The organism is Pantoea coffeiphila, from assembly GCF_016909495.1.
Taxonomy (GTDB): domain Bacteria; phylum Pseudomonadota; class Gammaproteobacteria; order Enterobacterales; family Enterobacteriaceae; genus Erwinia; species Erwinia coffeiphila.
In genome coordinates, this window is record NZ_JAFBFW010000007.1 from 70770 (window position 1) to 91799 (window position 21030).

General features: G+C 56.1%; 19 protein-coding genes, 1 tRNA gene and 1 pseudogene. 12 read left to right on the forward strand and 9 right to left on the reverse strand.

The genetic code is table 11. The features are described from left to right. Nucleotides 1–292 precede the first annotated feature (292 nt). Nucleotides 293–2242: an autotransporter outer membrane beta-barrel domain-containing protein gene (locus JOE09_RS21175; protein WP_205067197.1), complete on the forward strand. Its 1950-nt coding sequence runs from the start codon at nucleotides 293–295 to the stop codon at nucleotides 2240–2242. Between the two features lie 69 nt (nucleotides 2243–2311). On the opposite strand, the gene JOE09_RS21180 is transcribed toward JOE09_RS21175, so the two are convergent. Next, entirely contained in the window at nucleotides 2312–3382 is a 1071-nt protein-coding gene (locus tag JOE09_RS21180) for a LacI family DNA-binding transcriptional regulator (protein WP_205067198.1), read from the reverse strand. A gap of 298 nt (nucleotides 3383–3680) precedes the next feature. Between JOE09_RS21180 and JOE09_RS21185 the strand changes: the two genes are divergently transcribed. The 3 genes from JOE09_RS21185 (at nucleotide 3681) to JOE09_RS21195 (ending at nucleotide 5832) form a co-directional block, all read left to right on the forward strand. Beyond that, a complete protein-coding gene (locus JOE09_RS21185) occupies nucleotides 3681–4946 on the forward strand; it encodes an MFS transporter (protein ID WP_200546068.1) in 1266 nt (421 codons plus the stop codon). Between the two features lie 295 nt (nucleotides 4947–5241). Then, nucleotides 5242–5499 (forward strand): AbrB/MazE/SpoVT family DNA-binding domain-containing protein, encoded by a 258-nt coding sequence (locus JOE09_RS21190; RefSeq protein WP_205067199.1) that lies wholly within the window; start codon nucleotides 5242–5244, stop codon nucleotides 5497–5499. After that, complete coding sequence (locus JOE09_RS21195) at nucleotides 5500–5832, forward strand: type II toxin-antitoxin system PemK/MazF family toxin (protein WP_200561151.1); 333 nt, start codon at nucleotides 5500–5502, stop codon at nucleotides 5830–5832. A gap of 317 nt (nucleotides 5833–6149) precedes the next feature. On the opposite strand, the gene JOE09_RS21200 is transcribed toward JOE09_RS21195, so the two are convergent. Continuing rightward, nucleotides 6150–7031, reverse strand: coding sequence for an arginase family protein (locus tag JOE09_RS21200; protein WP_205067200.1), 882 nt, complete (start codon nucleotides 7029–7031; stop codon nucleotides 6150–6152). 37 nt (nucleotides 7032–7068) lie between these two features. Next, nucleotides 7069–8163, reverse strand: a complete 1095-nt coding sequence (locus JOE09_RS21205; RefSeq protein WP_205067201.1) for an NADH:flavin oxidoreductase — start codon at nucleotides 8161–8163, stop codon at nucleotides 7069–7071. Between the two features lie 102 nt (nucleotides 8164–8265). Between JOE09_RS21205 and JOE09_RS21210 the strand changes: the two genes are divergently transcribed. Further along, complete coding sequence (locus JOE09_RS21210) at nucleotides 8266–9150, forward strand: LysR family transcriptional regulator (protein WP_205067202.1); 885 nt, start codon at nucleotides 8266–8268, stop codon at nucleotides 9148–9150. 125 nt (nucleotides 9151–9275) lie between these two features. Here the strand turns inward: JOE09_RS21210 and JOE09_RS21215 are convergent, their stop codons facing one another. Further along, nucleotides 9276–9896: a LysE family translocator gene (locus tag JOE09_RS21215; RefSeq protein ID WP_205067203.1), complete on the reverse strand. Its 621-nt coding sequence runs from the start codon at nucleotides 9894–9896 to the stop codon at nucleotides 9276–9278. A gap of 270 nt (nucleotides 9897–10166) precedes the next feature. On the opposite strand from JOE09_RS21215, the gene JOE09_RS21220 reads away from it, so the two are divergent. Beyond that, entirely contained in the window at nucleotides 10167–10376 is a 210-nt protein-coding gene (locus JOE09_RS21220) for a DUF6434 domain-containing protein (RefSeq protein ID WP_205067204.1), read from the forward strand. A gap of 37 nt (nucleotides 10377–10413) precedes the next feature. Here the strand turns inward: JOE09_RS21220 and JOE09_RS21225 are convergent, their stop codons facing one another. After that, on the reverse strand, nucleotides 10414–11334 hold the full coding sequence (locus JOE09_RS21225) for an AraC family transcriptional regulator (RefSeq protein WP_205067205.1): 921 nt from the start codon (nucleotides 11332–11334) through the stop codon (nucleotides 10414–10416). Nucleotides 11335–11438: 104 nt separating this feature from the next. On the opposite strand from JOE09_RS21225, the gene JOE09_RS21230 reads away from it, so the two are divergent. Then, the gene (locus tag JOE09_RS21230; protein ID WP_205067206.1) at nucleotides 11439–12272 is read left to right on the forward strand and encodes an oxidoreductase; all 834 of its coding nucleotides are present in this window, start codon (nucleotides 11439–11441) and stop codon (nucleotides 12270–12272) included. 149 nt (nucleotides 12273–12421) lie between these two features. Here JOE09_RS21230 and JOE09_RS21235 read toward each other — a convergent pair. After that, nucleotides 12422–12497: transfer RNA gene (locus tag JOE09_RS21235), tRNA-Asn, on the reverse strand. A 306-nt stretch (nucleotides 12498–12803) separates the two neighbouring features. Between JOE09_RS21235 and JOE09_RS21240 the strand changes: the two genes are divergently transcribed. Next, on the forward strand, nucleotides 12804–13925 hold the full coding sequence (locus JOE09_RS21240; protein ID WP_205067207.1) for a Gfo/Idh/MocA family protein: 1122 nt from the start codon (nucleotides 12804–12806) through the stop codon (nucleotides 13923–13925). Between the two features lie 120 nt (nucleotides 13926–14045). Here JOE09_RS21240 and JOE09_RS21245 read toward each other — a convergent pair. Further along, nucleotides 14046–14147, reverse strand: a pseudogene (locus JOE09_RS21245) (NAD(P)-binding domain-containing protein); the annotation flags it as partial. Nucleotides 14148–14273: 126 nt separating this feature from the next. Here JOE09_RS21245 and fepB point away from each other — a divergent pair. Beyond that, nucleotides 14274–15422 carry a Fe2+-enterobactin ABC transporter substrate-binding protein gene (gene fepB / locus JOE09_RS21250; protein WP_239553234.1) on the forward strand — a complete coding sequence of 383 codons (1149 nt, stop codon included), beginning with the start codon at nucleotides 14274–14276 and terminating at the stop codon, nucleotides 15420–15422. A gap of 610 nt (nucleotides 15423–16032) precedes the next feature. Here fepB and entS read toward each other — a convergent pair. After that, nucleotides 16033–17304 carry an enterobactin transporter EntS gene (entS, locus tag JOE09_RS21255; protein WP_205067209.1) on the reverse strand — a complete coding sequence of 424 codons (1272 nt, stop codon included), beginning with the start codon at nucleotides 17302–17304 and terminating at the stop codon, nucleotides 16033–16035. A gap of 175 nt (nucleotides 17305–17479) precedes the next feature. Here entS and fepD point away from each other — a divergent pair, with 175 nt between their 5' ends. The 3 genes from fepD to JOE09_RS21270 are packed head-to-tail and all read left to right on the forward strand — an operon-like array spanning nucleotide 17480 to nucleotide 20383. After that, nucleotides 17480–18514, forward strand: coding sequence for a Fe(3+)-siderophore ABC transporter permease (fepD, locus tag JOE09_RS21260; RefSeq protein WP_205067210.1), 1035 nt, complete (start codon nucleotides 17480–17482; stop codon nucleotides 18512–18514). A 10-nt stretch (nucleotides 18515–18524) separates the two neighbouring features. Next, a complete protein-coding gene (fepG, locus tag JOE09_RS21265) occupies nucleotides 18525–19562 on the forward strand; it encodes an iron-enterobactin ABC transporter permease (RefSeq protein ID WP_205067211.1) in 1038 nt (345 codons plus the stop codon). Then, complete coding sequence (locus JOE09_RS21270) at nucleotides 19559–20383, forward strand: ABC transporter ATP-binding protein (protein WP_205067212.1); 825 nt, start codon at nucleotides 19559–19561, stop codon at nucleotides 20381–20383. The genes fepG and JOE09_RS21270 overlap by 4 nt, the downstream gene beginning before the upstream one ends. A gap of 79 nt (nucleotides 20384–20462) precedes the next feature. On the opposite strand, the gene JOE09_RS21275 is transcribed toward JOE09_RS21270, so the two are convergent. After that, entirely contained in the window at nucleotides 20463–20735 is a 273-nt protein-coding gene (locus JOE09_RS21275; RefSeq protein ID WP_205067213.1) for a type II toxin-antitoxin system HicB family antitoxin, read from the reverse strand. Between the last annotated feature and the right edge of the window lie 295 nt (nucleotides 20736–21030).

Genomic DNA, 21030 nt, shown 5'->3' on the forward strand with positions numbered 1-21030 from the left:
TGCATCCGTCGAAAGTGAGAAGAAAAACTGCAGGGTTGAACACACTTTTCGTAAGAAAATTGTAAAAAGAGTAAATGAATATTCACCCACTCCCTTTTTTTACACTAACGTTACAGCGTGGCTGCGCTGGACGAGTTTTGCATAGGGATTGCATAGTTATTCATTTCAATGCGTTGATTTCCCGTAACAAAACCTCGCTCCATCCCCTTTATGCACTCTCTGGCACGATCGATGCTTTATCCCGCAGGCTGGAAACGTGCCTTTAAATCACAATAACTCACAGGGTAATGGAATGTTTAAGAAACTCGCCGTGGCTTTAGCTCTCCTCTCGGCTCAACAGGCCGGTGCTGCCGTTGAATATGGCGACTACGCCAAAGAAACCCTCGATACATTAATCCACGATTATCCCGGTCGATATCGCGACACCGATAACTTTGTCGGCGCGGCACAGTGGATGGAGGACCGCATGTCTCCAGGTTATAACGTTCTCCGCCAGGATTTTACCTGGACCGTGCGGGGCCAGACCCGCGCCTCGCAGAACGTGATTGCTTACAATAAAGGTTTGCAGGATGACTATATTGTTACCGGCGCGCACTTCGACTCCTACTACGGCAGACCGACGCTGGAAGCGCTGGACGATAACGCCTCGGGCGCGTCACTGCTGACCGAAATTGCGCATAACCTGAGCGGCATTCAGACCGAGCGCACTCTGGTCTTTGCGGCATTTGGTGCGGAAGAGGAGGGGCTGCGCGGATCGGCGGCGATGGTTAAAGAGCTGGAGGCCAACAGCCTGACCGGCAACCTGAAAGGGATGATCAACATGGACAGTATGATCACCGGGGATATGCTCTATGCCCACGCCGGGGATAACAGCGTCAGCAATCCGGCGCTGACCAGCCTGCGCGACCAGCTGTTCCGCATATCCGAAGAGCTGGGCGTGAAGCTGTATACCAACCCGGGGCTCGATCCGCAGTATCCGGCGGGAACCGGCTGCTGTAGCGACGGCGACAGCTTTAATATTCTCGACATTCCGGTGCTGTACCTGGAAGCGACCAACTGGGACATCGGTGATAAAGACGGCTATACCCAGACCACTAATCCGGCAGTACCGGGCGGGGCAACCTGGCACAGCCCGGCCACGGATAACGAAGAATTCCTGACCAGCGTGTTTGGTCAGGAAAGAATTACCCAGCGCCTGCACGACGTGTCGTTAATCCTCACCCGGCTGCTGCTTGAGTGGTCCAATACCGACCTGCTGTACTCCGCATCCTCCGCAGGCCAGCTTCAGCGCGTGGTGGAAGAGAGCCTGCGCCGTCAGCATCAGAGCCTGAACGATCTGCACGACGGTCGCCGTCAGCTGCTCAGCCTGCAGCCTCGTGAAGCGGGCACGTGGGGAGGTGCCGTCGGTATTGAAGGCCAGTCTACCCCGGCGGATGGTTTTGATACTGTGCCGCAGGGGCGCGCGCAAAATACCATGGCCTATGCTCTGGTTGACTACCAGTTCAACGATCGCGCCGTGCTGGGATCGAGCCTGAGCTATCAGCGTAATAAAGATAAACTGGAGCGTGACGGATCGGTGAAAGGGGACACCTGGCAACTGGGGGTTTATGGCCAGCTGACCTTCGATAACCCGCTGTGGCTGACCGGTGACCTGTCTGCCGGGCGCGCCAGCCTCGACACCCGCCGCTCGGTGTATATCGAATCAGGCGATGGCCTGGCGCTGCTGGACCACACGCTTAACGGCCATACCAACGCCAACTTCTACGGCGGTCGGGTGAACGGTGGCTATGACTTCACCTTTGCTCAGCTGCGCACCGGGCCGTTTGCCGGACTGGACTACACGCACTATTCGGTTGACGGTTTCAGCGACCGCGAAGATCTGCGCACCGCCGTGGACTACCAGAAGCAGGATTTCAACTCGCTGGAAGCCTCGCTGGGCTGGAAAATTTCCTCATCATTCAGCGTTGCGCAGCATCAGACCTTACTGCCGTACGCGCATCTGTCCTGGGTGCGTGAACTCAGCGACGGCGTGAATGACCAGTTCAGCATTCGCGACCGGGCTGAAGGGGGCCTGCGCAGCGTGAGCATCGGAGCGCCGGACAAGAGCTTTGGCCGGGGCGGCGTGGGCGTGCAGTGGCTGATGGGCGATAACCTGTCGCTGTATACCGACGTCAGCAGCCGGTTCGCTAATTCTGACGGTGCGCAAACCCAGTACACCGTGGGCGGCGCGTTCCGCTTTTAACTGATGTGGCTGGTGTGAGGGGCGGTTCCTCTGTGGGATCGACATCGCGCGATGATCCGTTTGCGATGTTCACAGCTTCTCCACCAGCGTTTTTAACTGCGCAATCACCTTCTCTTTCTCATCGTCAGTTTCCCCGCTGTAAGGGCGGGTTGACTGGCGGATGATCAACCGCGTCGGCAGCAGCTCGCGGATCTTGATCTGCGGCGCGGCCATCAGCTGGATCAGCCTTTCCACCGCGCGTTTCCCCAACACATTGAAATCCTGAGCCACGGTGGTTAACGGCGGCTGGAAGTAGAGGCTGTCCGCCGTATCGTCATAGCCGGTGACCGAAACGGCCCGGCTGCCGGTGCGATTGAGCTGTGCCAGTGCGCTAAGCACCCCGAGCGCCATTTGATCGTTGGCTACCACCATCGCGCTGATCCGTGGATGCTGGTGCAGCAGTTCAAAGGTTTTCTGCCAACCGCTGGCGGCGCTCCAGTCGCCAAATACCGTCACTGCGTTGGCGATCCCCAGCCGGTGCAGCGCTTCACGCCAGCTGCTCAGGCGCATACGGGCGGAGACGGAGCTTTCCGGCCCGGCCAGCAGGCCGAACTCCCGATGCCCGGCATCCCACAGGTGCTGCACGCAGGCACCGCAGCCGTCGCGGTGATCGAAACGCACGCAGCAGACGTCGCTCTCCGGCGAGACATCCAGAAACAGGCAGGCAATATCGCTGTTTTCCGCCGCCAGCCGCTCCGCCACGCTGCTTTCCAGCGGCAGGCTGATAATCGCCCCGCGAATATGCTGAGCGCGGAACTCATTTAGTCGGTCCTGCAGCGACGAAAAATCGGCCTGAACCGGCATCGCAATCGACACTTCCAGCTGGTGCGATCCGGCGTAGCTTTTCACCGCGGCGGCAATTTGCGACGGCGCGTGCAGCGTCAGCGAGGCGGTAATCAGCCCAATCGACGGCGCGGATTTCCCCGCCAGCAGCTGCGCAGAACGGTTCGGGACATAGTGCAGCGCCTGCATCGCGCGGATCACTTTCTCACGCGTGCGTTCGGCCACTACCGCCGGATTATTCAGTACCCGGGAAACCGTCTGCTGGGAAACGCCGGCCTCGCGTGCGACATCTTCTAACGTTGCCAAATGGCGCTGCATGCGGCGCTCCTTATTGCGGTAAAGGTGAATGTCGTGCGCTAACATTTTATGTTTAACGAACGACAAAAAGCAGCCGTTTTCCCGGCGTTTCGTGACGGCGGGCGGGTTTCATTTTCGCCGTTATTGCGGCATTAACGAAAATATCTGATAACGAAATCATTCATGTCTGACGGGCGACATTTTAGTTTAGAAGCGGCTGCTGACTGAGACGGGATAACAATAACGGTTAACGATGTACTTCCAATAATAATCGGTGGCAGAAGCCCCCAACCCTACAGGAATAATACGGGACATCACCATGAAACTTTCTGAACTTGCCCCACGTGAACGGCACAACTTTATCTATTTCATGCTGTTCTTTTTCTTCTACTACTTCATCATGTCTGCCTACTTTCCGTTTTTCCCCGTGTGGCTGGCGGAAGTTAACCACCTGACCAAAACCGAAACCGGGATTGTTTTCTCCTCGATTTCCCTGTTTTCCATTGTCTTCCAGCCGGTGTTCGGCCTGATTTCCGATAAGCTCGGGCTGCGCAAGCATCTGCTGTGGACCATTACGGGGCTGTTAATCCTCTTTGCGCCGTTCTTTATCTTCGTGTTCTCACCGCTGCTGCAGATGAACATCATCGCCGGTGCGCTGGTGGGCGGGATCTACCTGGGGATGGTGTTTTCCAGCGGTTCCGGCGCGGTGGAGGCGTATATTGAACGTGTCAGCCGCGCTAACCGCTTTGAATACGGCAAGGTCCGGGTTTCAGGCTGCATCGGCTGGGCGCTGTGTGCCTCTATTACCGGCATTCTGTTCAGCATCGACCCGAATATTACCTTCTGGATCGCCTCCGGATTTGCGCTGATCCTCGGCGTGCTGCTGTGGGTATCCAAACCCGAGAGCAGCAACAGCGCCGAAGTCATCGACGCGCTGGGCGCGAATCGCCGGGCGTTCTCAATGCGCACCGCCGCCGAACTGCTGCGGATGCCGCGCTTCTGGGGCTTTATTGTTTACGTGGTGGGCGTGGCCAGCGTGTATGACGTGTTCGACCAGCAGTTCGCCAACTTCTTTAAAGGCTTTTTCTCCAGCCCGCAGCGCGGCACCGAAGTGTTTGGCTTCGTCACCACCGGCGGGGAGCTGCTCAATGCGATGATCATGTTCTGCGCGCCGTTTATTATTAACCGCATCGGTGCCAAAAATGCCCTGTTAATTGCCGGGCTGATTATGTCCATGCGCATTCTGGGGTCGTCCTTTGCCAGCTCGGCGGTGGAGGTGGTATTCCTTAAGATGCTGCATATGTTTGAACTGCCGTTTTTACTGGTCGGCACCTTTAAGTACATCTCATCGGCGTTTAACCCCAAGCTTTCCGCCACCCTGTTCCTGATCGGCTTTAACTTATCGAAACAGCTATCCGGCGTGGTGCTCTCGGCGTGGGTAGGGCGGATGTACGATACCGTCGGCTTCCACCAGGCGTATCTGACCCTGGGCTGTATTACGCTGAGCTTTACGGTGATTTCCATCTTCACCCTTAAAGGCAGTAAAACGCTGCTGCCAGCAACGGCGAAGAACAGCGTGGCGTGAGAGGGAAGGGCTGCCATGGAGGGCGGGCCTTTGTGCGTACTGAATTAGTCTTTCGCGTAATCCTCTTGCCTTCGGCGCTGCAAAGCTTTGGAAGCCGTGCCGCACTTTCCCTTCCTGAAACGTCATAACTCTTTGAGCCGGTGGTGAAGTTTTCTATCATCGGCTTTCTTTGTCATGGACTCAGCTCCTGCTTGATAACAGGCTAAACGAAGGAAATTACACAATGGAATTGATTAATAATTGCGCACGCATCGCCGACAATGTTATATTTAAATATAATTTTTGGAGGTGTTCTATGCATATTGCTCGCCTGAAAAAGGTTGGAGGCTCCGTCATGCTGGCGGTTCCTCCTGCCGTGCTTAAAACGCTGGGGCTGACTACCGATAGTGAAGTCGGCATGACCATTGATAATGGCCGCCTGATTATTGAACCCCAGAAACGACCGCATTATTCCCTTGATGAGCTGCTGGCGCAGTGCGATCCACACGCAGAAATCAGCGAAGAGGATCGGGAATGGGTTAATGCCTCAGCCCTGGGTAAGGAGGTCCTGTAAATGGACAGGGGAGAAATCTGGCTCGTCTCTCTCGATCCCACTGCGGGGCATGAACAACGCGGAACGCGGCCGGTGCTGATTGTTTCACCCGCCTCGTTTAACGCCTTCACCCGGCTCCCCGTCGTTGTGCCAATCACCAGCGGCGGTAACTTCGCCCGCACGGCAGGCTTCGCCGTTTCTCTGGATGGTGCGGGAACGAAAACCACCGGCGTGATCCGCTGCGACCAGCCCAGAACCCTTGATATGGAAGTGCGTAACGGTAAACGCCTGGAGCGTGTACCCGAGGTTATTGTCAATGAGGTGCTGGCGCGGCTGGAGGCGATTCTTGGGTGATGTTTTGGGGTGGGGAAAGTGGAGTACATCCAAAAGCCTGCTCAGGGGAACTTGAGTGGGTTTCTTTTTATGTGATGGCTTTTGAGTGGGATTTTTTGCCTGGTTAAGGAGGGCGTTGTTTGTTCGCTGGAAGGTGATCCGGGCACAGAGGATTGAAGAGTGGGGGAATAAGTGAAGAGTTGTTTAGAGAGAACGGTTAGTCCGCTATGTGCCAGGAGCGGACGTTGTGAATGTGAAAGTGCAGCACGTCGAATATCTTATGTTAGCTGTCCGCTACATCCTGTAGATGAACGTGCTGACTTGATTAGATCTGGCGCTTACTCGTTCAAGATAGGGAGCTTTTTAAGAAACTCTTTAAGATTCCAGGCATCCCACGGCAGATGTTCGGTAATACCTATAATCACAATTTCTGTTTCAGCAGAGACATCACGGATGATTCTGAGCGTCTGAGCAAGATTCAGTTTTCCAACCGGATATACTGCCTGCCAGTCAAACTCAGGTTCAGGCTCCGCGAACAGCAGCGAACGGAAGACGTCCGGATTAAGGACGTCCAGGTCCAGATGAACTGCCAGTTTGCGGATGTTCTGTTCTTTTATCCAGCGAGTGATCCTGTCACTATTTTCATAAAGCTCTTCAGGTCGGGCAATCTGCAGACCAAGATCGCTAATAACGGACGATTCCTGCTCCGTCAGCCCTTCTTCAATCAGACCAGCATACATGACGCGCGAGGGGGTTACCGGGATCTTTACTTTTGAAGCAAACTCCGGATCGCCACCGCCTAAAAGATTGCCCAGTACCATGGTATGGCCGTTGGTAAAATCGCGCGGGGTCTTCACATCAGGGTGTGAATCGATCCACAGTACGCCCATTTCGCCATTGAGCCTGGCATTCATCCAGGCAAAGGGAGCCTGGTCTACAAGGCAGTCACCGCCAAACACCACGATATGATCCGGTTCTTCTTTTTCCAGCACTGCCCAGGCCTCATCATGCTGGCTGAGTAACTGCCTGCGATAAAGCAGACCCTCTTCAGGCTCAGGTGTGTCCGGGTTAAATTCCGGCACGCTGATAGTATGCACAGGGGAGCGTGTCTCCGGAGAGAGCCAGTGCAGCAGCCGGGCACCAAACCCATAGAGCTCCTGGTTGCCACCTTGCCACTGTGGAAATAAGATCCTGATGGTTTTTTTCGACTTGTCAGTCATATTAACTCCCTGGTTTCAGCACCGCTGGTGATAACAATTAAAAACGCTCTTTTTCTTTAATGTCCGCAACCGGCGAAAGAATATCGCCAGGCAGATCGTGGAGTGGCAGACCGCTCATGACTTTTCGTGGCCAGTCAGGATTGGCAAGCGCAGCCTTGCCAATTGAAACAAAGTCAGCCCCCATACCCAGAAGCTTTTCTGCCGTTTCACCGTCATCCAGCCCACCGTTAGCAATGATAATGGTCTTCGGAGCGGCTTCACGTGCTAGCTCAACAAGGCTCTTATCTCCGTTCTCGAATGCAGGCAGCCAGGATTTGTATTCGGTCACATGGATATAGTCCACGCCGGCCTCGGCGAGCAGACCGAATATTTTCCTGGCGCCTGCCTCACCTTCTTTCCATTTATGATGAAAATCGTTTACTTTGCCCTGTGAAAGTCTGACGCCCAGCAACTTTTCTGCGCCAATTTTGCTTCGTACTGCACGGATAACTTCCAGCGTAATAGCCAGCCGGTTTTCCAGGGAACCACCCCATCCATCAGTACGCTGGTTGGTATAATCAGTCAGGAACTGGTCAAGCAGGTATCCGTTCGCCGCATGGATCTCAACCCCGTCAAATTTTGCATCACTGACGGCACGCTCCGCGCTGTCGGCAAAACTGGCGATGATGTCGTGGATCTGCTCTTCACTTAGTGCCTGGGGTGTGCGGTATTCTCCGGAACCATGATAGAACTCAAGTTGCTGACCTTTAGGTTTTACGACAGAAGGACCGGCAGAGTCCGGACGGTAGATATTTTTCTGGGACAACGCGCCAGCATGAATGAGCTGGGCTATGACTCGTGCACCATTCTGATGAGCTTTTTCGACAATATCTTTCCAGCCGGAGAGCTGTTCTTCATTCACGATACCTGGCTGAAACGCATAGGTCTGTGACCACGCCTGGTCAATATAGATACCTTCGGTGATGATGGCACCGAAACCTCCCCGGGCAAAACGGGAGTAATAATCCTGCATTTTTTTACCCGGTACGCCGTTTTCAGACGCGGAGATACGCGTCATAGGGGCAACCATAATGCGATTGCGGAACAGAGCACGGTTAATGGATGTGGATTCATATAAAGATGCGTGGTGCATGGCGACTCCTCAGTAACGATTATAATAAAAATAATTATAATTCCGTTCTTATGAACGTTACACTGGTGAGAAATGCATTGCTGTATAACAGAAAGAGATATAATGAATCTTCGGGATGTCGAGCTGTTCACTATTCTTGCAGAAACCTGCAATCTTTCACAGGCCGCACGCAGGCTTGACATGAGCGCGATGAGCGTGTCGCGACATCTGGCTCAACTGGAAAAAGATTTAGGAGCGCGTCTGTTTCAGCGTACGACCCGCGCGGTCTCACTGACCAGCGAGGGCGAAGAGTTTCTTCCCTATGCCAGAACCATGATGGAAGCAGAGCAGGGCGCGCGGATTATGTTCAGCGAGGATGCTGGCGGGGCAACGGGCCTCTTAAAGATCACGTCGCCCTCCGGCATAGGTCGGCGTTACATACTTCCCCTGCTGCCTGAACTCATGGAACGGAATCCGAAGATGAAAATCGACCTCAACCTCAGTGATGACGTGGTGGATATAGTGGGTCAGGGATACGATGTGGCCATCAGGGTCGCCCCGCTCAGGGATTCGAACCTGATTGCTCACAGACTCAGCAGCAACCCCCGGGTACTCTGTGCCTCACCAGCTTATCTTTCCCAGTACGGGATACCCACCACTATGGCAGAACTGACTAATCATCAGTGTTTGAGAACGGCAATGGTGTCTCAGTGGACATTTGTGAAAGGTGAGAACCTAGTCAGTCATCTATTTGAGCCACGGTTCATTTGTAACAATGTAGAAGGTGTCCGAAGTATGTGTAAGGCCGGAGCGGGTCTGGCACAACTAACAAAAGCAGATATTCACCCTGAACTGGCAACCGGAGAACTCGTTGAAATAACACTTAGTGATGTGGAATCCCACATGCTGGCAATATGGGCTTTGTTTCCAACAAAGCGCTACCTGCCATGCCGCGTTACTGTCTTTCTTGATGCTTTAAAGTCGTCTCTGAAGAGACTGATGTCATGAATATCTTTTCAGAAGGTTAAGAAGTCATAATGTCCGCTCGTCGCTCACAGCGGACCTTCAGCTTCGTTAACACGTCTGCTCCGTGCCAGAAGCGGACGTGGTTAGCAATGTCACTGCCAACCAGCTTATCTCGAGCTGAGAGCAAGTTTAGCCGCAAAGCATATAAACAAACCTCCGGTAGCCCTGTCCATTATCCTGACAACACGGCTTTTCTTCAGTATGGCTGATGCAAAGTGCGTAGATAAAATGAGGGTGACAGACCAAATTGTCCCTATCGCGACATGAATACTGACAAGGATAAATGTCCATATCAAAGGGGAATGCCCGACAGGTATAAACTGAGGCAAAAATGACACATAGAAAATACCCATTTTGGGATTGAGTACATTCCCTAGCATTCCTTTCACAAACCAGTTTCCGTGTGAAGAAATGTCGGCATCGTTATGACTAAAAGACGATCGTGGCCGCATTAATAGCTGCAAGCCCAGCCAGCACAGGTAAGTCGCACCACAGATTTTTAATATTGTATAAGCCAGCTCTGAAGCTGCCATTAGCGCCCCCAGACCGAGCGCGACAAGCGCTCCCCATATGAAACAGCCGCAGTCAATTCCAAGAGCAGCATGGAAAGCCTTTTTACCACCCTCTGCGCAGGTAGTTCTGAGAATGAGTGCTGTATCCAGGCCCGGCGTGAGAGTCAGCACTAGTGCTGCGAAGGAGAAAGTAAGAAGTGAATCGGTAACGGTCATTTTCTTTGTCCGAAAGGATGGAAGATACTCTTTTACCTCATTTTAATCAATGCCTTGCGAAATTTTTTTCATAACGCCTCTCGAACTAGTAGCCCATTCCCTTATCAGAAAGCTGCTAAAAATCATTGGCGTTTTCAGAGCCATTTCCTCGCTCATAAGGCACAATCATATTCAAATACCCTGTCTCCTTCATGGCAGAAGCGGATTTTTTAAAAGCCTGTGTGTAAGATATAAACGCTGCCGTTAATGACTGACTACAGGGATCAATAAGTGAAAATCGACTGGCACAGTGCCGTATTAACACGTTCCACGGTGGTGGATAAACACTATAAAAATACGCAAAACGTCCGTCGCTTCATGATTGATGAATGTGGTGCGGATTTTCGGTTCGATCGTGATTTTATGGCCTGGATACTGAATGATGCGACCAAAAACCTGGGTGACGTTGTTGATGAGTGGAAGCGCAGGCATTCATTATAAAAATGACGGTCCCTTCCTCGCCACTATCCAGTAAGCCTTAATGTGATGAAACGAATACTGACGCGGGCTGCGCAGGCGGAACGGCGAAGTGCTGCTGCATGCGTTTTATCTCCTCTGCCGGTGGCAGACCAAACAGGCGTTTGAACTCACGATTAAACTGCGATGGGCTTTCATAGCCCACGGCGTAGCTCGCGGCAGCGGCGGTGAGCTGCTGCCGCACCATCAACATCCGCGCCTGGTGCAGGCGTACCGATTTGACATACTGCATCGGGGGCATCCGGGTTATCGCTTTGAAATGGTGATGAAACGTCGGCACGCTCATTCCGGCTTCCAGCGCCAGCTGCGGCAGCGTTAACGGCTCAGCATAGGTCGCATGGATGCGTTCCAGCACTTTACCGATTTTGCCGAACTGCCCCTGCAATGCCAGCGCGGCGCGCATGGCATTGCCCTGTGCACCCGTCAACACGCGGTAATAAAGCTCACGTACCCGCCCGGGGCCGAGGATGGGCGCCTCAAGCGGATTATTCAGGGCTTCAAGCAAATTCAGCACGGCCGTTTTTACCGCGTCGTCCATCGGGCTCGACATCATGCTTTGCGGCGTAGCGGGAGGATGCGGGGTGCCATGCTGTTCAATCTGCAACATCAGTTCAGTGGCCAGCTGGAAATCCAGATGCATATAAATCGCCAGCAACGGATGTTCAGCCGAGGCGTCGGTTTCCATCACAAACGGCACAGGCACCGAAACCGCCAGGTAGTGCTGCTCATCATATAAATAGGTCTGCTGACCGAAATAGCCCCGTTTGCTACCCTGGCAGACGATCACCATACCCGGGTCATAAAGCACAGGCGTTCTGGCTAGTGGGCGGTCGGCACGCAAAATTCGCACATCAGGCAACGCTGTGAGGTTGTATCCCTCCTGCGCCGCGAGTGTTTTTACCTGAGCAATCAATTCAGACATGTCATAGCCTCATAAAATCAGGCAATAAAAAGAGAACTTCAGGCCTCAAAATGCGCCAGTGCAGAGAATACCATGCAATCTTCACTGTTTATGGGAGTTATGTTATGACATCGGCAAAAACGATTTTAATCACCGGCGTCAGCAGCGGCTTTGGTCGCGCGCTGGCGCTGGAAGCCCTCGCCGCAGGCCATCGTGTCATTGGTACGGTGCGTAACCACGAAGCACTCAACGCTTTCGAGGCGCTCGATGCACAGCGGGCTTTTGGACGCCTCCTTGATGTAACGCACTTTGAGCGCATTGATGAAGTTGTTGCGGAAATTGAGTCCAGCTTCGGTCCGATTGATGTGCTGGTGAACAATGCCGGTTACGGCCATGAAGGCATCATGGAAGAATCTTCGCTCGCTGAGATGCGCCGCCAGTTTGATGTGAATGTGTTTGGTGCCGTGGCGATGATCAAAGCCGTGCTGCCGGGCATGCGTCAGCGCCGTCGCGGCCATATTATCAATATCACCTCGATGGGCAGTTTCATTACCTTGCCCGGAATCAGCTATTACTGCGGCAGCAAATTTGCCCTGGAAGGAATATCAGAAACGTTAAGCAAAGAGCTTAACCCGTTCAACATCTGCGTGACCGCCGTGGCACCCGGTTCGTTTCGCACCGACTGGGCCGGGCGCTCAATGGTACGCAGCGCGCGTAGCATCCCGGACTATGATGCTTTGTTCGATCCTATCCGTCAGTCTCGTGAGGAAAAAAGCGGTAAGCAGCTCGGCGATCCCGTTAAAGCCGCACGCGCCATGCTGGCAATCATGGAGAGCCGGAACCCACCCACGCATTTATTGTTAGGCAGTGATGCACTGGGTTTAGTGCGGCAAAAGCTCGCGGAATTAGGTCAGGAAATAGACGAATGGGAGACACTAACCTGTTCAACGGATGGCTAGTCGGCCGCTGAGGCAGATAGCTCACTCGTTCATCGATGATGGTCGGCCGCATAAAGGGGCATTTCGCGGGCCATAATGCCGATCGCCTGACCGTTTAACGCAAAAACAAAAAGCCCGCTTAAGTTTCCTTAAGCGGGCTTCTCTAAATATGGCTCCTCTGACTGGACTCGAACCAGTGACATACGGATTAACAGTCCGCCGTTCTACCGACTGAACTACAGAGGAATCGTTTGAACGGGGCGCATAGTATCGAGCGGGGGAGGGGATGTCAAAGGCTGATTTGATGTTTCTGGTTTAACTGCTGATTAAATCGGCAGTTGATGCGTATTTTGTGCTGTAACCCGCATTTTTTTATCTTTTGCGTACCGCTTTGCAGGTTGGAATCTGCGTTGCACTGGCGGTTACATCTCTTTATGCAAGCGCGATCACGTTTATTTCATTTTCATATTGAGTTGTGTATTTTTGAAATATATATTCCAGTTAGTTTTTCATTTCGTTCCATTTTGCCACCCCTACACCCAAGGATTTGTCATGCAAAAAGTCAGAATCGGACTGATCGGCACCGGCTACATCGGACGCTGCCACGCTATCGCTTACTCTCAGGCTTCTACGGTATTTAAGCTGAAAGGCGAACTGGTACGTGAGATGGTTGCCGAGGTTAACCCGGACGTAGCGCGCGCTCAGGCCGCCGCGCTGGGCTTTAACCGATCGACCGGAGACTGGCGTGAGCTGGTGGCGGACGAAAATATCGACGTGGTGGATATCTGCGCACCGAACTTCCTGCATAAGGAAATGGCGCTGGAAGCGATTCGCCACGGCAAGCACGTTTATTCCGAAAAACCGCTGGCGCTGGATGTGGCAGATGCGGAAGAAATGGTTCGCGCAGCGGAAAAAGCCGGGGTAAAAACCCTGGTGGGCTTCAACTACATGAAAAACCCGACCAGCCAGCTGGCGAAAGAGATTATCGCTCGCGGTGAAATCGGTGAAGTCGTGCATTTCTACGGCACCCACAACGAAGACTATCTGGCTAACCCGAACACCCCGCTGGACTGGCACTGCCAGAAAGCGCTGGCCGGGCTGGGGGCACTGGGCGATCTGGCTGCGCACATCGTCAATATGGCGCACTTCCTGGTGGGCAACATCAGCGAAGTCAGCGGCGATATGATGACGGTCATCAAACAGCGTCCGGACCCGAAAGATCTGTCTACGCTGCGCGATGTGGAAAACGAAGACCAGGCCAGCGCGCTGCTGCGCTTTGCTAACGGCGCACACGGCGTGATTGAAACCTCGCGTATTGCCTGCGGCAGCAAAATGGGCCTGACCTATGTGGTCACCGGCACCAAAGGCACCATCCGCTACACCCAGGAGCGCATGGCCGAGCTTGAGCTGTATATCCACGACGAACCGGCCGGTCGCCAGGGCTTCAAAACCATCCTGACCGGGCCTGCACACCCAGACTATGCGGCATTCTGCATCTCTGCCGGTCACGGTATCGGCTTTAACGATCAGAAAACCGTTGAAGTGCGCGACCTGATTAACGGCATCGCCGCCGATGACCGCATGTGGCCGGACTTCGCGGAAGGCCTGCAGGTCTCGAAAGTGCTGGAAGCGATAGCCGTTTCCGCTGCGGAAGGCCGCTGGATGAAAGTGTAATTCAGAGCGATTTCTCTAAGTAAAACAGGCTGCTGACGCGATCGTCACGCAGCCTTTTTTATTATTCCAGCCCGGCACGGCGTGCAGCGGCTTTTGCCAGTGCCGCCATACCAATCAGTGCGCCTGCGAACGGTTCCAGACTCTCAGCTGATGTCCTGCCCTCAGTCGGTTTTTTGCCATCGGCTGGCCCATCGATCCCAGCCCGATAAATCCAATGCGCATGCGCTGTATCCATAAATGATGCGGGTGAAACCCCATGCTGATTGCCGCCCGCCTGCGGCTAAAGCGTTTAACTTCAAGGGTATTGCATGTATGATAATAATACTCATTTACAACCAAATTCTAACCATGAAACCTCAATCTTCCGTTACCCGCCTGATGTTGGTTGCCGGTGCGCTGGCGCTGGGCGTGATGCTCAGCGGCTGTGACCAGGCCTCCGACGATGCCAAGCCAGCGGCGCAGCATGATGCTGCTGCCCATCAGAACGCCGCCGAAGGTGAGCACCACGGCACCGAACATCATGACGCGGCGCACGGTGAACAGCTGCAAAATTCCGCGCCGGGTGAAACGTCTGGTTCAGATCGGCAAAACGCGGCGGTAAGCGAACCGCAAAGCTGGCCGCGCACCCTGCAAACGCCGAAAGGCGCGCTGACCCTGCAACAGGCACCGAAGCGGATCGTTTCCACCAGCGTCACCCTGACCGGTACGCTGCTGGCGATTAACGCGCCGGTGATCGGTTCCGGCGCCACCGGGCGCAACTCGACCGTGGCGGATGAGCAGGGCTTCTTTACCCAGTGGAGCGCGGTCGCGAAAGAACGTCAGGTTAAACCGCTGTACGTGACCGAGCCGAATGCGGAAGCGATTGCGGCCGAGGCACCCGATCTGATTATCATCGCCGCTACCGGCGGGGATTCGGCGATCAAGCTGTACGATCAGCTGTCGACCATTGCGCCGACGCTGGTGATTGATTACGGCAATAAAAGCTGGCAGCAGCTGGCGGTTCAGCTGGGTGATATCACCGGGCACGAGAACGATGCGAAAGCGGTGATCGATCGTTTTGAGCAGCGCGTGCAGACCGTGAAGCAGGAAATTACTCTGCCGCCGCAGCCGGTTTCGGCACTGGTTTACTATGAAGACGGGCGCGGCGTGAATCTGTGGACGCCGGAATCGGCGCAGGGCAAGCTGCTGACCGAGCTGGGCTTCAGCCTGGCGATGCCGCCCGCTGACGTTCACGGCGGTACCAGCATGGGCAAGCGCAACGACATTATCCAGCTGACCGGCGAGAATATGGCGGCGGGGCTGACGGGTAAAACTATGATCCTGTTCTCGTCCGATGATGAGACGGTGCAGAAGGTGGAGGCGAATCAGTTCCTGGCGCATCTGGAGCCGGTGAGCGCGAAGCGGGTATATTCGATGGGGCCGGATACGTTCCGTCTGGATTACTACAGCGCCAGCAATATGCTGAACAGCATTGAGCGGGATTTTAAGGCACAGTGATCGCGTTGGTAGCGCTTTAGAATCGGTGTCTGGCTTATCGGTGCAGGCCAGGTTCACGGACTCGGCGTGAATACATCCGTGTAGCCTCGACGGGCGCATCCCTGCGCCCGACGGTCCGTGAACCCGGCCTGCACCGATTGCCCGTTAACTTAGGTGTCGCGGGTATAAGCGAACTGCTTTCTGCTTTTCAGAAAATCTGAGCCAGTCGCATTTTTAAGCAGCGAATCTGAAGCCTGAAGGGTGAACGTGGTGGGGAAGATAAGCCAGGTATCTGCGGCAAGGATGCCGCAGCTAAGCCCACAGGGATGTGTTAACGGCGACCCGGCGTTATCCCCCATCACGGTCGCCCGATCACCGACTTTCTGCGCCGCAAACCAGAAACGCGACACCAGATATTTGCTACAAAACCATGTCTTGGGCTTTTAAAACAGCCACTCTAAAGTCTGAAAGGTGAACGTGGTGGGGAAGATAAGCCGGGTATCTGCGGCAGGGAGGCCGCAGCTAAGCCCACAAGGACGTGTTAACGGCGACCCGGCGTTATTCCCCATCACGGTCGCCCGGTCACCGACTTCCCGCGCCGTAAAAACAACGCCGGACTTTTGCGACCACATCACTCCGTTATTGGTTCCGACTTCTCGCAGGATTCCGCGTCCTCCGGCCCGCTCAACGAACAGCGCCGCAGAGTCTTCACCGATGCCGCCAGCACCAGAGCCACGCCCGCCGCCGCTGCGCCAAACGCAAACACGCTCATCAACGGTGCCAGCACCCGGCCGAGCACGCCCAGACCGAGCGCACCGATCGAATCCCCGCACACGTCCTGCGCCGTGCCCAGACTGTTAACCCGGCCCAGCAGCGCGTCCGGCGTATGATGCTGAATCAACATATATTGCAGCAGCGAAGCAATCGCATTGCAGTAGCCGTAAACCACCAGCGCCAGCAGGGCAGGCAGCATATGGCCGTACAGCCCCAGCGAGGCAATCGCGGCGAAAGCGCAGGTGGCGCTCACCAGCATCACCACCCCGGGGCGCGCGCTGCGCGGCACCCAGCCGCTGGTCAGCGCGCCGATCATCGCGCCCAGCGGCACCGCCGAATACATCAAACCAATCGCCGAGGCATCCGCCTGATAGCTCTCCGCCAGCGCCGGGAACAGCACCCGCACCGCGCCGACGATGCTGATCAGCAGACCCAGCAGCACCACGGAACCCACGACCTTCTGCCGACAGACAAACTGCACGCCGCTGACCAGCGCGCGCAGGGGATGCTCTGGCTCGCTCGGCTCCGGCTTCATCTGCGGCAGGCGAACCAGCGGGATCAGCGTCGCCAGCGTGCCGATGGCCGCCACGGCAAACGCCCAGCCCACGCCACCTGCGACGATAATCACCCCGCCAATCGCCGGGGAGAGAATCGCCCCCAGACGCACGGTGATCATGCTCAACGCCCCGGCCGCGCCGAGGTTCTCGCGGCCCACCAGCAGCGGGATCACCGCCATCAGCGCGGTCATGCCCAGCGCACCGAAAAAGCCGTCCCACGCGGCCAGCACATACAGCGCCCAAAGCGAGGGGGCCGGGCTGAAGGCATTCAGGCTCAGCGCCGCGAAGCCCAGCCCGCAGGTGCCGCGCGCAAACAGAATCAGCTTACGGCGGTCCAGCCGGTCGGCCAGAATGCCGCCGAGCATTAACCCAATAAACATGCCCACGCCGTCCAGCGCCACCGCCACGCCCACCAGCAGGGTGGAGCCGGTCATGGCCTGGATCTGAATAGGTACGCCCACCGCCAGCATACCCAGCGAGAAAACGGAGAGCATACGGGCGCAAAAAATGGCGCGGAAGTGAGCGTTGTGCTTGAGCAAACTGAAATCGAGGAGAATAGATGACTTAGCCATAGTGTCCATGAGGTTCGAAATGAGCCATTACCTGATGGGCGGATGGCCTCCGTCCGGTCAGGCGCGATGGATGCCGATTTTTTTCTGGCGGGCAGCATGGTAACATAATTAGTTAATAACATCAATGATAATAATAATCATATTCATTTCGAAAATTAAGAGAGGATTGTCAGGGATGTCGCTCCACCGTTCTCAGCCCGCCACGCCGCCGCAGCCGGTGGATGCGCGCTATGCTGCCCGCCTGAGCGGTGTGGCAATCTGCCTGGCGCTACTGCTGCTGGTTTCCCTTGCCAGCCTGATGATTGGCGCGCGATCGATCGCCCCCTCGGTGGTCTGGCAGAGCCTGTTTGGCCAGATGCAGGGGCCGGACAGCACGATTATCTTTAACGCCCGCCTGCCGCGTACCCTTGCCGGGCTGCTGGTGGGGCTGGCGCTCGGCGGGGCCGGAGCGGTGATTCAGGCGCTGACCCGCAACCCGCTGGCCGACCCCGGCATCCTCGGCGTGAACTCCGGTGCCAGCTTTGCCATGGCCGTCGGTATTACCCTGTTCGGGGTGAACAGCATGGCGGGCTGGCTGGGCTTTGCCTGGGGCGGCGCGCTGGCGGCCAGTATCGCCGTCTGGCTGATTGGCACCCTGAGCGGTGGCCGGGTGAATCCGATCCGCCTGACGCTGGCGGGCGTGGCGCTCAGCGCGGTGCTCGGCGGCTTTACTTCCTCACTATCCTTACTGAACCCGCAAACCTTCGATCAGATGCGCTTCTGGCAGGCAGGTACGCTGGATATTCGCGATCTGCACAATCTGGCGGTGGTCGCGCCCGCCATTCTCGCCGGTGCCGCGCTGGCGCTGGTGGCTTCGCGTTCGCTGAACAACCTCAGTATGGGGGAAGATCTGGCGGCGGCGCTGGGCACTAAAGTGGTCGCCATTCGCCTGCTGGCGCTGCTGGCGGTGATGCTGCTCTGCGGATCGGCCACCGCGCTGGTCGGCCCGATCGGCTTTGTCGGACTGATGGTGCCGCACGTGGCCCGCTGGTGGGTGGGATCGGACCAGCGCTGGATACTGATTTACTCCTTTTTAATGGCCCCGATCCTGCTGCTGACGGCGGATATTGCGGGCAGACTGATGGTGCAGGGCGAGCTGCGGGTATCGATCGTTACCGCGCTGATTGGCGCACCGGTGCTGATCTGGCTTGTTCGCCAGCGTAAGAATTAAGGACCGCGATATGCACTCCCGAACGCTACTGATTGGCCGCGCCAGCGGCTGGATAAACCTGCGGCTCAGCGTCCGCGTACTGTGGGTCAACGTGGCGCTGCTGCTGCTGGCGACGGTGCTGGCGCTTTTTGCGCTCTGCTACGGCACGCTGCGGATTTCCCCCGGCCAGGTGTGGCAGGCGCTGCTCGGCGACGGTCCGGCCGGATTTCAGACCGTGGTTAACCAGTGGCGCGCACCGCGTGTGGTGATGGCGCTGGTGCTCGGCGCCGGGCTGGGCGTCAGCGGTGCCATCTTCCAGTCCGCCATCCGCAACCCGCTCGGTAGCCCGGACGTGGTCGGCTTCAACGCCGGTGCCTTCACCGGTGCGCTGATTGTTATCATTCTGCTTAACGGCAGCTACTACCAGATTGCCGGTGGCGCGCTGCTCGGAGGCATCGCCGCCGCTGCGCTGGTCTATCTGCTGGCCTGGCGGCAGGGGATTGTCGGCTTTCGGCTGATTATCGTCGGTATCGGCATTGGCGCGGTGCTGTCGGCACTGAACAGCTGGCTGATTATCAGCGCCTCGCTGGAAAGCGCAATGAGCGCCGCCCTGTGGGGAGCCGGTTCGCTCAACGGCATTACCTGGAGCAAAGGCCAGCCCGCGCTGGTGCTGGTGCCGCTGACGATTATCGCCACGCTGCTGCTGGGCCGCCGCCTGCAGCTGATGGAAATGGGCGATGACAGCGCCCGCGCGCTGGGTATCAACGCCGAATCAAGCCGTCTGTGGCTGATGCTCGGCGGCATTATTCTTACCGCCGTGGCCACCGCGACTGCCGGGCCGATTGCCTTTATCGCACTGGCGGCACCGCAGATTGCCCGCCGCATGACGGCCGCCAGCGCGATGCCGCTATTTTCCGCCGCGACCACCGGTGCGGTACTGCTGCTGTTGGCCGATGTTATCGCCCAGCACGCCTTTAACGGGATACAACTGCCGGTCGGTGCCGTTACCGTCAGCATCGGCGGCCTGTATCTGATCTGGCTACTTATCAGGGAATCTCGTCGCTCATGACCGATACGCTTTTATCCTCCCGCCTTGCGGCGGCCGACTTAACGCTGGCCTACGATCAGAAGGTGATTGCCAGCCAGCTCAGCGTGCAGATACCGGATCGCAAATTTACGGTAATTATCGGCCCCAACGCCTGCGGAAAGTCGACCCTGCTGCGGGCGCTGTGCCGCCTTCTGAAGCCGCGCAGCGGTCAGGTGCTGCTCGACGGCAGTGATATCCATCAGATGGGCACTAAAGCGCTGGCGCGGCAGCTGGGCCTGCTGCCGCAGCATGCGATTGTGCCGGAAGGGATCAGCGTGGCCGATCTGGTGGCGCGCGGGCGCTATCCGCACCAGACGCTGCTAAAGCAGTGGAGCGAAGCGGATCGTCAGGCGGTGGAAGCCGCGATGCAGGCGACCAACGTCAGCGAGTTGGCGCAGCGCAGCGTTGATGAGCTTTCCGGCGGTCAGCGCCAGCGAGTGTGGGTGGCGATGGTACTGGCCCAGCAAACGCCGCTATTACTGCTGGACGAACCAACCACCTGGCTGGACATCGCCCACCAGATCGAGCTGCTGGATCTGTTCCGCCAGCTTAATCAGGAGCACGGCCACACTATGGTCGCGGTGCTGCACGATCTGAACCAGGCCTGCCGCTACGCCGATCATCTGATCGTGATGAAGCAGGGAGAGATTATCGCCCAGGGCGAACCCGCCGAGATTATCAGCAGCGATCTGGTGCAGCAAGTGTTCGGCATGGAGAGCGTGATTATCGACGATCCGGTGTCGCATACGCCGATGATTGTTCCCTGCGGGCGATACCATCAGGCGCGGGTGGCAGGGGAGTAGATGCGACTGCGCAGTTAAGAACGGGAATCCCCGGTGGGGTGCCGGGGAGGTCTGATCGCTTTTTATCTGTGGGGGAGGGTTAGCTGACCTGATTCCTATCAACATTAATCACCGCCCACTGACCGCCGGTATATTCGGCTGCGTTAGCGATAATATGCTCTTGCATCGGTTTAGGAGCGGGGATTTTCAACTCATTTTCTACCAGCGCTTCGAAGTGCGCTCGAATTGCGCTTGCTGCATCCGCACAGGCTTCATCGAAGTCTTTGCCGGCGAAAATACAGCCGTCAACATCGGGAAACCACCCGCTTGCCGTGCCGTCAGTATCAATTTCTATAAATGCCGGGTATCGCATTTTTCTGTTCCTTCAGTGGCTGGTATTTACTAAATTACTAGCGCATAAAAACGGCATAATCAGGTTTTTTGTTTTTCAATGAATTTCGAGGAGTATCTCTAACTGAAGGAGTGAAAAGAGATAGGGCACCGACAATCATGAGCGTAGTGGTCGCGGTCGCAAGTAAGTCTGATACACCACCGCCGAGCTAAGTTAGAATGTCCTTCCCGAACCGGATAAAGCATATTGGCAGTGTAAAATGAGCACTTTACAAAACCGCATCTTCGTCCGACTTTCCTTTTTTCTTGCAGGTCGA

Coding starts and splice junctions, on each gene's coding strand:
- JOE09_RS21195 (WP_200561151.1), top strand. CDS start 5,500: ATGGACAGGGGAGAAATCTGGCTCGTCTCTCTCGATCCCACTGCGGGG.
- fepB (WP_239553234.1), top strand. CDS start 14,274: ATGAAACCTCAATCTTCCGTTACCCGCCTGATGTTGGTTGCCGGTGCG.
- JOE09_RS21225 (WP_205067205.1), bottom strand. CDS start 11,334: ATGTCTGAATTGATTGCTCAGGTAAAAACACTCGCGGCGCAGGAGGGA.
- JOE09_RS21270 (WP_205067212.1), top strand. CDS start 19,559: ATGACCGATACGCTTTTATCCTCCCGCCTTGCGGCGGCCGACTTAACG.
- fepD (WP_205067210.1), top strand. CDS start 17,480: ATGTCGCTCCACCGTTCTCAGCCCGCCACGCCGCCGCAGCCGGTGGAT.
- JOE09_RS21190 (WP_205067199.1), top strand. CDS start 5,242: ATGCATATTGCTCGCCTGAAAAAGGTTGGAGGCTCCGTCATGCTGGCG.
- JOE09_RS21215 (WP_205067203.1), bottom strand. CDS start 9,896: ATGACCGTTACCGATTCACTTCTTACTTTCTCCTTCGCAGCACTAGTG.
- entS (WP_205067209.1), bottom strand. CDS start 17,304: ATGGCTAAGTCATCTATTCTCCTCGATTTCAGTTTGCTCAAGCACAAC.
- JOE09_RS21210 (WP_205067202.1), top strand. CDS start 8,266: ATGAATCTTCGGGATGTCGAGCTGTTCACTATTCTTGCAGAAACCTGC.
- JOE09_RS21200 (WP_205067200.1), bottom strand. CDS start 7,031: ATGACTGACAAGTCGAAAAAAACCATCAGGATCTTATTTCCACAGTGG.
- fepG (WP_205067211.1), top strand. CDS start 18,525: ATGCACTCCCGAACGCTACTGATTGGCCGCGCCAGCGGCTGGATAAAC.
- JOE09_RS21185 (WP_200546068.1), top strand. CDS start 3,681: ATGAAACTTTCTGAACTTGCCCCACGTGAACGGCACAACTTTATCTAT.
- JOE09_RS21180 (WP_205067198.1), bottom strand. CDS start 3,382: ATGCAGCGCCATTTGGCAACGTTAGAAGATGTCGCACGCGAGGCCGGC.
- JOE09_RS21205 (WP_205067201.1), bottom strand. CDS start 8,163: ATGCACCACGCATCTTTATATGAATCCACATCCATTAACCGTGCTCTG.
- JOE09_RS21230 (WP_205067206.1), top strand. CDS start 11,439: ATGACATCGGCAAAAACGATTTTAATCACCGGCGTCAGCAGCGGCTTT.
- JOE09_RS21275 (WP_205067213.1), bottom strand. CDS start 20,735: ATGCGATACCCGGCATTTATAGAAATTGATACTGACGGCACGGCAAGC.
- JOE09_RS21240 (WP_205067207.1), top strand. CDS start 12,804: ATGCAAAAAGTCAGAATCGGACTGATCGGCACCGGCTACATCGGACGC.
- JOE09_RS21175 (WP_205067197.1), top strand. CDS start 293: ATGTTTAAGAAACTCGCCGTGGCTTTAGCTCTCCTCTCGGCTCAACAG.